At 62.4% G+C, this 11,835-nt stretch carries 10 protein-coding genes; 2 read left to right on the top strand and 8 right to left on the bottom strand.

Annotation, left to right across the window (positions count from 1 at the left end):
- The first annotated feature begins 25 nt into the window (after positions 1-25).
- Both JFC13_RS16870 and JFC13_RS16865 read left to right on the top strand, forming a co-directional pair.
- A complete protein-coding gene (locus tag JFC13_RS16870; protein WP_198398214.1) occupies positions 26-658 on the top strand; it encodes a TetR/AcrR family transcriptional regulator in 633 nt (210 codons plus the stop codon).
- A gap of 61 nt (positions 659-719) precedes the next feature.
- Complete coding sequence (locus JFC13_RS16865; protein WP_198398213.1) at positions 720-1,487, top strand: SDR family NAD(P)-dependent oxidoreductase; 768 nt, start codon at positions 720-722, stop codon at positions 1,485-1,487.
- Between the two features lie 33 nt (positions 1,488-1,520).
- On the opposite strand, the gene JFC13_RS19500 is transcribed toward JFC13_RS16865, so the two are convergent.
- The 8 genes from JFC13_RS19500 to xsc form a co-directional block, all read right to left on the bottom strand.
- Complete coding sequence (locus tag JFC13_RS19500) at positions 1,521-2,417, bottom strand: ABC transporter ATP-binding protein (protein WP_232488732.1); 897 nt, start codon at positions 2,415-2,417, stop codon at positions 1,521-1,523.
- Entirely contained in the window at positions 2,417-3,337 is a 921-nt protein-coding gene (locus JFC13_RS19495; RefSeq protein ID WP_232488731.1) for an ATP-binding cassette domain-containing protein, read from the bottom strand. The genes JFC13_RS19500 and JFC13_RS19495 overlap by 1 nt, the downstream gene beginning before the upstream one ends.
- On the bottom strand, positions 3,334-4,242 hold the full coding sequence (locus JFC13_RS16855) for an ABC transporter permease (RefSeq protein ID WP_198398212.1): 909 nt from the start codon (positions 4,240-4,242) through the stop codon (positions 3,334-3,336). The genes JFC13_RS19495 and JFC13_RS16855 overlap by 4 nt, the downstream gene beginning before the upstream one ends.
- Complete coding sequence (locus JFC13_RS16850; RefSeq protein ID WP_198398211.1) at positions 4,239-5,279, bottom strand: ABC transporter permease; 1,041 nt, start codon at positions 5,277-5,279, stop codon at positions 4,239-4,241. Before JFC13_RS16850 ends, JFC13_RS16855 begins: the two co-directional genes overlap by 4 nt.
- A 2-nt stretch (positions 5,280-5,281) precedes the next feature.
- Positions 5,282-6,853: an ABC transporter substrate-binding protein gene (locus JFC13_RS16845; protein ID WP_198398210.1), complete on the bottom strand. Its 1,572-nt coding sequence runs from the start codon at positions 6,851-6,853 to the stop codon at positions 5,282-5,284.
- A gap of 111 nt (positions 6,854-6,964) precedes the next feature.
- Positions 6,965-7,978 (bottom strand): CobW family GTP-binding protein, encoded by a 1,014-nt coding sequence (locus JFC13_RS16840; protein ID WP_198398209.1) that lies wholly within the window; start codon positions 7,976-7,978, stop codon positions 6,965-6,967.
- Positions 7,979-7,981: 3 nt separating this feature from the next.
- Complete coding sequence (locus JFC13_RS16835) at positions 7,982-9,631, bottom strand: amidohydrolase (protein ID WP_198398208.1); 1,650 nt, start codon at positions 9,629-9,631, stop codon at positions 7,982-7,984.
- Between the two features lie 155 nt (positions 9,632-9,786).
- On the bottom strand, positions 9,787-11,607 hold the full coding sequence (xsc, locus tag JFC13_RS16830) for a sulfoacetaldehyde acetyltransferase (protein WP_198398207.1): 1,821 nt from the start codon (positions 11,605-11,607) through the stop codon (positions 9,787-9,789).
- Between the last annotated feature and the right edge of the window lie 228 nt (positions 11,608-11,835).

Genomic DNA, 11,835 nt, shown 5'->3' with positions numbered 1-11,835 from the left:
TGACGAAGAGTGTGGAGGAAGACCGTTGCCACGACTGAATGTTGAGCGACCGGCGGCACGTCCGACCAATGCCGGCGGTCGGCAGCGGTATCGGAACATCATCAGGGTGGCACGGACGCTGACGATCGATCACGGTGAAGATGCGGTGCAGATGCAGGAGTTGGCCAAACAGGCCGGCGTCGCACTCAACACCCTCTACCGCTACTTCCCCTCGAAATCACATCTGTATACAGCGATCCTCGAGGACGAGCTCAAGACCCTCGATGTGCGGACGAACAGCTCCGAGGAACCCTTCTCGCTCGACGATGACGATGCGGCCGAACGTGTCCTCGGCTTGATCTCCGCAGCGAGCAACTCTCTGCTCTCGCGGCCGAATCTGGCCAAAGCGATGATCAATGCGACGATGGCCTCGCAGGCTAGCAGCGGAATCGCTGTGGCGCAGTCGGACAAGCTCTTGGAGACGGCGGTGCTCAAGGTCCTCGGCATCGTCGAGCCCGTGGTCACCGACCACAGGATGATCTACGCGATCATGCTGTCGTGGACGGCTGCCCTGTCTGCCGTGCTCAATGATCGTCTGCGACGCAGCGAATTCGAAGAGGTCCTGCGTCTGTCGATCACTCAGCTGCTCAAGGTGCGTTCGAACAGGTCGGATTCGTGACCAGCGGCAACTTAGCCCACCAACTGATTCAAGCTACGATGACCCACGAAGGAAGCCAGACATGCCAGATCTCACAGGGAAGAACGGATTCGTCACGGCGGCGGGAAGCGGAATCGGGCGGGCCAGTGCCCTGGCCTTCTCCCGCGCCGGCGCCAACGTGCTCGTCACCGATATCGTCGAGGACGCTGTCGAGGAGACCTGCGCGCTGATCCGGGCCGAGGGCGGCACCGCCGAAGGCCGGATCGTCGACGCGTCCTCGGAAGACGATGCCGCCGCCGTCGTCGCCGAGGTCGTCTCGCGCTGGGGCAGCCTCGACTTCGCTCACAACCACGCGGGCCTCGGTGCCGCGGCGCTGCCGTTCACAGAGCAGCAGCGCGAGAACTGGCAGCGCCTCTTCGATGTCAACGTCTTCGGCCTGATGAGTTTTATGAAGTATGAGCTGGCCCAGATGGAAAAGCAGGGATCCGGCGCCATCGTCAACACCTCCTCGATGTCGGGCAAGAACGGCAGCCCCGGACTCTCGCCGTACAACGCTTCGAAATGGGCCGTCAACGGAATGACTCAGACGGCGGCATTGGAATACGCGGCGAAGGGGATCCGGGTCAACGCCTTCGGCCCCTCGGCGACGATGACACCTGCGCTCGCCTCGTGGGCAGAGAACTCACCTGAGGAGTACCGCGCCGTCACCGAGGCGATTCCCATGAAGCGGGTCTCATCTCCCGAAGAACAGGCGGCCGCAGCCGTCTGGCTGTGTTCGCCGGAGGCTTCCTACATCACCGGCACTCTGCTCAACGTCGACGGCGGGGACGGCATCCTCGGCAAACAGTGAGTGCACGGGCCCGATGCGCACGGAACGACTGCGCTACTCAACCGCGACCAGATGCCCATCCCCGAGATCGCGCAGTGTTACCCGCTCAGGTCCCTCGTCTTCGGGCCAGACTGGACTGGGGATCTCTCCCGAGATGAGGGCACGTTCGCGCCTCTGGCTCGGGTCCGCAATCGGAGCCGCGTCCATCAGGCGCTGCGTGTACGAGTGCTGTGGGTTCTCGAACACCTGACGCCGTGGGCCCATCTCAACGATCTGACCCAGATACATGACCGCGACCCGATGGGCGATCCGCTCGACGACGGCGAGATCGTGGCTGACGAAGAGATAGGACAGATCGAATTCCTGCTGCAGTTCGATCATCAGGTTGAGTACCGTCGCACGGACGGAGACGTCCAAGGCCGATACCGCTTCATCGGCGACGATGAGGCTGGGATTGAGGGTGAGCGCTCGGGCGATGCAGATACGCTGGCGCTGACCCCCGGAGAACTGATGCGGATACTTCCTCATGTCGTCAGCGCTCAAACCTACGAGCTCGAACAGCTCGGCAACACGACTGTCGATGTCGCTGTTCGAGGCAGTCCGGTTGAGCCGCATCGGGTCGCCGACGATCTTGCCCACGATCTTGCGCGGATTGAGACTGGCGAACGGGTCCTGGAAGATCATCTGCAGGTGCCGACGGTGGGCTCGCAGCTCGCGCGTTCCCAGCTCGGTGATATCGGTGTCGAGCAGACTGATCGTTCCGCTGTCGGGTTTCTGCAGTCTCATGGCCAGGTTCGCCACCGTGGTCTTGCCGCACCCGCTCTCACCGACGAGTGCGAGAGTCTCGGCCTTATCGACATGGAAAGTCACATCCTCGACGGCATGGACCCTCATGCCTCCCGATAGGGAGAATCCTTTGACCATGTGCTCGACCTCGAGAATTTTCGTCATCAGGATGCCTCTTCTCTATCGAGGTGGAACAGCGCGGGGGAGTCGGTGCCGTTCATCGACCCCAGCTTCGGCACCGCGCTGAGCAGCTTTCTCGTATAGGGTCGTTGTGGGTTGTGGAAGATCTCTTCGACAGGTCCGGTTTCGATCGCTTCCGACTTCCTCATGACGAGCACTCGATCGGCGATCTCTGCCACCACACCCATGTCGTGGGTGATGAAGATGATTCCGGCATCGAGGTCGTTCTTGAGTTCACGGAGCAGCGCCAATATCTGTGCCTGGATTGTCACGTCCAGTGCTGTGGTGGGTTCGTCGGCGATGAGGATCCTCGGCTGACAGGCCAAGGCCATGGCGATGACCACGCGTTGACGCATGCCGCCGGACATCTGGTGCGGGTATTGTCTGGCGCGGCGCGTCGGCTCTGGGATCCGTACCCGCTCCATGAGCTCGATGACGCCCTTCTTCGCCTCTCGGCGGGACATACCCTTGTGCACGCGCAGCACCTCCGCCAGCTGATTGCCCACCGAGTAGACCGGATTGAGCGAGGTCAGCGGCTCCTGGAAGATCATCGAGATGTCGTTGCCTCTGATCGTACGCATCTGCGTTTCGGGGGCCGTGCGCAGATCGACGATGTCGCCGCTTGCGCGGACGAATTTCATGGTCCCGTCCGTGACCTTGCCTGATGACGAGAGCTCGACCAGTCTCATGATGGCCAGAGAGGTCACCGACTTGCCCGATCCGGATTCCCCGACGATCGCCAGTACTTCTCTGGGGCTGACGTCGAAGGAGACGTCGTTGACGGCGATGTTGTCCTGGAACCGCACCGAGAGGTTCTTCACCGACAGGATCGGCGACTCGTCGCCTCCCACAAGAGCTGGTCCTTGCTCGTTCACGACAGTGGAGGAGGTTGTTGCAGTGTTCATCGTTCACGACCTTTCGGGTTGAGCGCGTCGTTGAGCCCGTCGCCGGAGAGGCTGACGCTGAGTACTGCAAGGAAGATGGCCAGACCAGGGAAGGCCACAGGCCACCAGGCGGTGAGCATCTGCTCGCGATTGTTGCCGAGTATCAGCCCCCAGCTCATCGTGTTCGGGTCGCCGAGGCCCAAGAAACTCAGCCCCGCCTCGAAGAGCATCGCCTGCCCGATGACCAACGTGGACATGACGACGATCGGTGGCAGAGCATTCGGCAGGATCGTCTTCAGGATGATCCAGAAGTCACCGGCACCTGCGGCACGGTCGTTCTTGACATAGTCGAGTTCTCGGATGCGGAGGAACTCTGCCCGGGTGATGCGCATCGTCGCGGGCCAGCTGACGACACCGATGGCGATCGTGATCGTCATCAGGCTCGGGGTGAACAGGGTGACGAGGACCATGGCCAACAGCAGCGGCGGTAGCACCTGGAAGAATTCGGTGATGCGCACAGCCACGGAATCGGCCCACCCACGGTGGTAGCCAGCCAGGCCGCCGAGCATGATGCCGATCGCGGTCGACAGCACAGCTGCGACCACGCCGACGAGCATGGTGGCCCTGCCGCCGTAGAGCAGTTCGGCGAAGAGGTCTCGACCGAGAGCGTCGGTTCCCAGCAGCACTGAGGACTCCCCGGGTGCCTCCATCGGTATCCCGACGATTTCGAACGGGTTGTTGGGATAGATCATCGGTCCGAAGGTGATGGCGAGCAGGATCGCCACCAGCAGGGACAAGCCGATGAGAGCGACCCTGTTGCGTCGGAACAGAGTCCATGCCGTCGTCGGTCGCTTCCGGGTTGCTTTCTTAGGCCCCGGGCCTGTCTGTTCCTGTCCGGCGCCCGGCAGTGACATCGTGTCGGTCATTGTGGCCCTCCTGAGATGGCGATCCTCGGATCGATGATGCGGTAGGCCACATCAGTGACCAGATTGGCGATGATGACGAGGACTGAACTGGCCAGCAAAATGCCCAGGATCACCGGGGTGTCTCTGCGGAGGATCGATTCGAGCAGCAGGGAACCGAGGCCCGGCCAGTTGAAGACGACTTCGATGAGCACAACGCTCGAGAGCAGTGCACCGACGTGGAGCCCGAAGAGGGTGATGATGGGAAGCACCGCATTGCGCAGAGCGTGTTTGAAGATGACGACTTTCCCGCCGAGGCCTTTGGCCCAGGCCGTTCGGATGTAGTCGGAGTCGAGAACGTCGAGCATGCTGGTCCGGGCCGTGCGGCTGTAGAGCGCAACGTAGATGAGTGCCAGGGCCGTGGCAGGCAGGACGAGATGCAATGTCGTGTCCCAGATCTGGGGAATGGCGTCCGGTGAGACGATGATCGAGTTCATTCCCTGGACCGGGAAGAGCGGGAGAGTGATCGACAGGGCCAACAGAAGCAGCACGGAGGTCCAGAACACCGGAGCGGCGAAGCCGACGAGAGCGATGACGGTGACGAAGTAGCTGAGCAGACCCTTGGGTTTGATCGCGGCGATGACACCGAGCAGAGTCCCGAGAATCAGTCCGGCGAACATGCCGGTTCCGGCCAGCAGGACGGTCGGATACAGCCGCTCTCCGATGAGGGCTGTGACGTCCTGGCCGAAGTAGAAGGAGTAGCCGAGGTCGAATTGGAAGATCTTGACGAGGTAGTGCCAGAGCTGGATGAAGATCGGGTCGTTGAGCCCGTAGGCTTCCCTGATCGTTTCGAGCTGTTCGGGAGTGGTTCCGCCGGACTCGCCGGCGATGACCGTCGCCGGATCTCCGGGAGCGAGATGGATGAGGACGAAGTTGAAGATGATGACGGCGAGCAGCAGGAGCACAGCCTGGGCGATGCGTGAGGCGATCGACCGCGCCCTGGCCAGGGCCATGTTTCTGCGCCCTTTGAGCTTGATCTTCGGTGGGGCTGTCAGTGACATGGTCAACCTTCCATCGAGGTGTTCAGCACCGGCGACATGATGCCGAACGGGCCGTTGGGGGCGTTCTTCACCGAGTCCGAATAGATGTTGCGGTACTGCTGATTCTCCAGAGGAAGGACAGGAAGTTCGTCGGTGAGGATCCGTTGGGCTTTCGCATAGGTGGCTTTCCGGCTCTCTTCATCCGGTGCGGAGGCCGCCTTCTTGAAGAGCCGGTCGACGTCCTCGTTGCAGTATTGGGACATGTTCGCCCAGAGGACGCCCTTCTTGATGTTGTCGCACAGATAGGTGCGTTCGACTCCCACGACCGGGTCGCCCCAGTTCCAGACGTTGTCGAGCGTCATGTCGTAGTCATAGTTAGCCACTCGGTTGCCCCACGTCGGTTCATCAGCGGAACTGCGGATGCGTACAGTGATGCCGACGTCCTTGAGATTGGCCTTGATGGTCTCGGCGATGCTCGAGGACATCTCGGCGCTCAGCGGATCGTAGTCGAGCTGGACAGTGAAGCGATTACCCTGGTCATCGGTCGTGTATCCGGCGTCATCGAGCAGTTTCGCAGCCTTGTCCAGGTCGCGGTCATAGGTCGGCAGGGAGTCGTCGAAGTATGGGCTGTCGTTCGCGATGGGACTGGTGGCTGGCTCGATCTGACCTCGATGGAGCTTGTTGATGAGATAGTCCCGGTCGATCGCATAGGCGATCGCCTGCCGGACTCGTTTGTCCGAGACATTCTCGCTCTCGACGTTGAAACCCAACCAGGTCAGGGCGCCCAGACCTTCATAGCCGGTGTCTGCGACGGTCAGACCGTCGACGTCATCCAATCGCGAAAGGATGGAGGGAGTGTTGGAGGTCATCATGTCGATCTCTCCCTTCTCCGTGGCCAGTGCCAGAGTGTTCTCATCCGAGATGATCTCGACGAGCACTTGTTGGGGAGCCTTCTCGTTCGGCATGAAGAAGTCATCGACCTTTTTGAGCACGATGCGTTTGCCCTCGAGGTGGCTGCGCAGTTTGTACGGTCCAGAGCCCACGACGTTCTGGGCGTTCTGCGGGTGGTCTGTCACAGTGTCATCCGTGCCGTAGACGTGTTTTGGGATGACAGGGAGGAACGGTGGGCTCATCGCCGTTAACAGAGCGGGATGCCTGCGGGACATGTTGATGACGACTGTCTGTTCATCAGGGGTGTCGACGCTGGTGACCGGGCCGAAGAGATTGGCCCCGAAGGGATGCTCCTTCTTCACGACGTTGAGTGAGAACGCCACGTCCTCCGAAGTGATGGGTTGGCCGTCGTGGAATTTCGCTCCCTCGACGAGGTGGAGGGTCATCGTCTTCCCGTCCTCCGCTTCCTCCCATGACTCCGCGAGATAGGGTTCGGGCTCCAGATTCTTGCTCAGACGGATCGGGCTGGCGAAGAGTTGTGTGCCGGTCGTCGCGGTTGCCAGTCCTGACTGCACTGCTGGGTTGAGCACACGCGGGATGGCGCCGGTTCCGTAGATGAGCGTGTCATCGCTGCTGCCGACGAGCGCGGATGGGGCCGCACATCCGCCGAGTACCAGTGTCAGTGCCGCAAGGGACGCGACCACTGGCCTGAGCAGATGGGAAGACGCTGATCTGCTCCGTCGGGCGGCGTGTGTCGATGTCTGGGTGGTTCTGCGGGTGAACGTCATTGTTCCTTTTCCAATCCTCCAGACGGCTTAGGTCTGGTTGTCGACCCTGCCGCCGAGTGCATGGGCCAGTGTGGTCACAGCTTCGGGCGTACCTGGATAGTCGCCGGCAGCGATGAGGACGAGCCGTCCCGCACTGTGGCCGGGATCGTTCATGCCGCCGGTGGGTTTGCCCTCATGACCACCAACGTCGTGCGAAGCCAAGGCTTGCGTTTCGAACCTCGTACCGTCGAATTGGACGAGCATCTGTTGACCGACATTCCGTTTGTCGGCCAGAATCCCCTTGACGCGGACGAAGGGCTCAGGCAAGTCGAGGACGAGACAGCGCAGCTGTGCAGGGTCGACGGCTGAGGTGATCGTGACCGACCAGGAGCTGTGGGTCCTGGTCTCGTGGCTCGGATCAGGGTCGGAGACGGATGCGTTGCCTGCGGCATCCACAGTCGAGCATCCCGGTCGGGCCGCAGCTTGAGTCCCAGGCACCCGCGCTCCGGCGAGCACCTGATCACGGTCGACGAACTCGGCGTCGATGCCGGGCTGTGAGCCCAGCCATTGCCTGACATCCTCGATCTGTTCGGGACCGACCAGGTCGGTCTTCGTCAGCAGGAGTCGGTCAGCGCCGCGCAGCTGAGAGGCCACGGTTTCGCCCACCCACTTCCGGCTGACGTCGCGGCGAACAGATATGACATCCGCACAGACGACGGAACCACCCCGGGCGAACCCTGGATGAGAGCCCCAACGAGCGACGACCTCGGGTCGGCCGACCCCGCTGACCTCGATGTAGACGCGGCTGACCGGTGGCTCGGCGTTCCGGATGCTCTCGATCGCGGCGGCCATCCCGTCCGAGAGATCGCAGCAGATGCATCCGTTGGCGATCTCCCATGCCCGACCGTCCACGCTGCCGATGATCTCGGCATCGATGTTGACCGTGCCGAAGTCATTGACGATGACGGCAACGCGCTCGCCGTCCTGACGGTCGAGGATCTCATTGAGCAGAGTTGTCTTGCCTGCCCCGAGGTAGCCTCCGATTACTGTCAGCTCGATCATCGCTCAACCTGCTGCGGGGAAGTGTCTGCCGGCCACGACCGATCCGTGCACGGTGATGTCCCGCAGCTCGGCGGGCTCGCATTCATAAGGGTCTCGGTCGAGGATCGCGAAGTCCGCGAATTTGCCCGCTTCGAGAGAGCCCACGAGGTGATCGAGTTTGAGCATGTAGGCGGCCCCGAGGGTGACCGCGTCCAGAGCCTCGGGCACACTGATGCGTTCGTGCCGACCGAGGATCGTCCCGCTGGGGGTGGCGCGTTCGGCCGCGTACGATGCCGTGGCCAGCGCATCGAGCGGAGTGACGGGAGTGTCGCAGTGCAGTGAGATCGGCACACCGATGCGCAGCGCCGTCGCGGCGGCATCCATCCGCTCGGCACGATCCGGGCCGAGGATGAGATCGCGATGCTGGTCGCCCCAGTACCAGATGTGGTTGGAGAAGATGTTCGCGCACATGCCCAGCGCCTTCATCCGCCGGTACTGCGCCGGAGTGGTCAGCTGACTGTGGGTGACCGTATGCCGGTGGTCCCAGCGCGGAACCTCCTGCAGCACCTGCTCCACTGTGTCGAGGTAGAGTTCGGTGGCCTCGTCGCCGTTGCAGTGGACGTGGATCGTCGCGCCTGCCGAATGGTAGGCGCGGAAGGCCGTGTAGAACTCCTCGGGCGATGAGAGCCAGATGCCGTTGCCGTCATCGGGCAGGTAGCCGGGGGACTGGAGTCGTGCGGTGAAGCCCTGGATGGAGCCGTCGAGGAAGAGCTTCACCCCGCCGAGGTGCATCTTGTCGCTGCCGGTCGTGGCCAGTTCCGCCAGCTTCTGCGCCGCGGTCGTCGGCTCACCGCCGGCACCCATCCCGCCGCCGAGGTGGAACAGCGACAGCCGCAGGGGAAAGGACTCGTCATCGATGACCGAGCGATGCTCGGCCAGCGCATCGGTCATGATGAATGGGTTGCCGAGGTCCGCCGAGGTGGTCACCCCGTGATTGCGTGCGTCTGCGGCGAAGCTGCGCAGGGTGGCGGCGTTGAAGGGAGCCCCCAGAAGGGACGAAGCGCTCGTGATCAGGGCGATCGCGGGCGGTTCCTGGAGTTCGCCGTTGGGTTCTCCGTCCTCGCCCTTGACCACTCCCTCGACCGGGCAGTCCCGGTCGATGCCCTCGTGGGTGAGCATCGCCGTATTCACCGTGGCAAGGTGTCCGCTCTGGTGGCTGACGAAGATCGGGCGAGTCGTCGAAACACTGTCGAGGTGGCGTTTGTCGAGCCGGTCTCCGGGGAAGAAGATCGGATCCAGCCCCCATGCGGTGAGGATCTCGCCTTCCGTGAGCTGCGCATCGGCCTGCCGCAGGCGTTCGAGAACCTCGTCGATGCTGGTGCAGCCCGGCCAGATCCTGCCCTCGGGGTCCTTCCTCGTGTGGAAGCCGACGTAGGTGTTCTCCCACATTCCGCCGCTGCCCGCGTGTGCGTGGGCTTCGACCATTCCGGGGAAGATCACGGACTCGGCGAACCGATCGTCGATGCGTGAGGGACCGTAGGCCCTGAGCTCGTCGAGGGAGCCGACGGCACGGATCCGTGATCCACTCACCATGACCGCCTCGGCGGTGGGTCGCGCGGGGTCGAGCGTCCTGACCATCTTGGCCGGATAGATGACGTTTTCGGGTGAATTCATCGCTGAGGTCCAGCTTTCTGCGGCAGTGTCGATAGCTTCGTCGACTCTGCCGTCGATCGGGGTGTGATGCTGCGGAACGGCGTCGGGGCACCGAGCCTGACTGAGCCTCGGTGCCCCGACGTCATTGTAGAGCTGCTGTCAGCAGACTCGGACGATCACACGAAGTCCTTGTACTTGTCGAGTGTGCGAACCGGTTTGCGCAGTGCATCGCGGCGGAACGGATCTCCCAGTTCCTTGGTGCACATGACTTCGATGACGGTGGTCTTGCCCTCGTTCATCTGTGCCTCCACTGCCTTCTGCAGGGCAGGTCCGACCTCGTCGAGCTGGTCGACGACGATTCCTTCGGCACCCATCGATTCGGCCATCGCGGCGAAGCTCTCACCGTTGTCCAGTTCACCGGCGATGAAGCGACGACCGTAGAACTCAACCTGGTTCTTCTTCTCCGCTCCCCACTGCCGGTTGCGGAAGACGACGGCGGTGACCGGGATGTCGTGCCGGACGGCGGTGAGGATCTCCACCATGCTCATGGCCCAAGCGCCGTCGCCGGCGTAGGCGATGGCCGGACGCTCCGGAGCAGCCCGCTTGGCTCCGATCATCGTCGGCAGAGCGTAGCCGCAGTTGCCGAAGCTCATCGGGGCGAAGAAGCTGCGGGGGCGTTCGAACCTCAGGTAGCTGTGTGCGACCGAGTTGATGTTGCCGATATCGGTCGAGACCATGACATCGGCGGGCATCGCCTTCTCGAGTTCGCGGAGAACCTGCCGCGGATGGAGCCAGTTGCCCTCTTCCTTCTCCGCCTCGTCGATGGTGTCGAGGGAGAACTCGTCGCGCTCATGGGTCCACGAATCGAGCTCAGCCTCCCAGGCCTCCTTCTCAGCACGGATGAGCTCTGCTCGCTGGGACTTCGTGGCATCGCCGGCGACGTCGCGATCGTTGAGCCGGGCGAGGAGCTCCTCGGCAACGGCCTTGGCATCGCCGCAGATGCCGACATCGATCTTCTTGACCAGACCGAGCATCTTCTGGTCGGCATCGACCTGGATGATCTTGGCATTCGTGGGCCAGTAGTCGAATTCGTACTGGGGCAGTGTGCCGAACGGCCCGAGGCGGGTGCCGAGCGCGAGGACGACATCGGCCTGATTGATCAGGGTCATCCCGGCCTTTGACCCCTGGTAGCCCAGCGGCCCTGCCCACAGCGGATGGCTGGCTGGGAACGAGTCGTTGTGCTGATAGCTGTTGACCACCGGGGATCCGAGGCGCTCCGCCAAGGCGATGCACTCATCGACCCCATCGGCCATGACGACGCCGCCGCCGGATACGATGACGGGGTTCTTCGCCGAGGCGAGCAGGCTGGCCGCTTCCTCCAGGCTTTCGGTCCCGCCTGCACCGCGATCGATCTTCTGCGGCTGGGGAATCTCGGATGAGCATTCCCCGTAGAAGTAGTCGCGGGGAATATTCAGCTGGGTCGGGCCCATCTCGGACTTCGCCCGGTCGAAGCAGCGGGCAGTGAATTCGGACATGCGGGCCGCGTGGCTGACGTGTCCCTGGTACTTCGTGAACTCCTGGAACATCGGCAGCTGATTGGCCTCTTGGAATCCGCCCAGACCGATCGAATTCGTTCCCGCCTCCGGGGTGACGATGACGACCGGTGAGTGCGCCCAGTAGGCGGCCGCGATGGCTGTCACGCAGTTCGAGATGCCCGGCCCGTTCTGTCCGGTGACGACGCCATGCCGGCCAGACGCGCGGGCGTAGCCGTCGGCCATGTGCGCAGCACCCTGTTCATGGACCACGGGAATGAAGTCGATGCCCGCGGGAGCGAAGATGTCCATGGCATCCATGAATGCCGAGCCCATAATCCCGAAGATGTCGGTGACACCATTGGCGACCATCGTTTCGACGAACGCTTCGGACGATGTGATCTTCTGTGGTTTCGCAGCCTCGCTGAGTGCTGCCTTGTCGGTTCGATCGGCCAGTTCCGTCATTGCAACGTCTCCTGTTCGTCGTGCGACCACTGCCTTGTGGTCTCGGATTTATGTTCACATCACTTCGAAAAGCGGAACATATTTGACGTTAGTGATCGGCCTTCGTCATGTCAACAGAGTTCCGGAAAAGATTTCATTTGGTACGATAATCCGGAACAATGGAATTCGGGCGGTGATGTCCGGACTCGATGACGACGCTGAGACAGTGATGGCTGAGACAGCGATTCC

It is taken from the genome of Brevibacterium antiquum (assembly GCF_016107655.1).
Lineage (GTDB): Bacteria > Actinomycetota > Actinomycetes > Actinomycetales > Brevibacteriaceae > Brevibacterium > Brevibacterium antiquum.
The sequence above is the reverse complement of the archived record's forward strand: the minus strand, read 5'-3'. Positions and strand labels throughout refer to the sequence as shown.

Bases quoted from the DNA above. Each gene is read 5' to 3' on its own strand.
- JFC13_RS16865 (WP_198398213.1), top strand. From the start codon at position 720: ATGCCAGATCTCACAGGGAAGAACGGATTCGTCACGGCGGCGGGAAGC.
- JFC13_RS19500 (WP_232488732.1), bottom strand. From the start codon at position 2,417: ATGACGAAAATTCTCGAGGTCGAGCACATGGTCAAAGGATTCTCCCTA.
- JFC13_RS19495 (WP_232488731.1), bottom strand. From the start codon at position 3,337: ATGAACACTGCAACAACCTCCTCCACTGTCGTGAACGAGCAAGGACCA.
- JFC13_RS16855 (WP_198398212.1), bottom strand. From the start codon at position 4,242: ATGACCGACACGATGTCACTGCCGGGCGCCGGACAGGAACAGACAGGC.
- JFC13_RS16850 (WP_198398211.1), bottom strand. From the start codon at position 5,279: ATGTCACTGACAGCCCCACCGAAGATCAAGCTCAAAGGGCGCAGAAAC.
- JFC13_RS16840 (WP_198398209.1), bottom strand. From the start codon at position 7,978: ATGATCGAGCTGACAGTAATCGGAGGCTACCTCGGGGCAGGCAAGACA.
- JFC13_RS16835 (WP_198398208.1), bottom strand. From the start codon at position 9,631: ATGAATTCACCCGAAAACGTCATCTATCCGGCCAAGATGGTCAGGACG.
- xsc (WP_198398207.1), bottom strand. From the start codon at position 11,607: ATGACGGAACTGGCCGATCGAACCGACAAGGCAGCACTCAGCGAGGCT.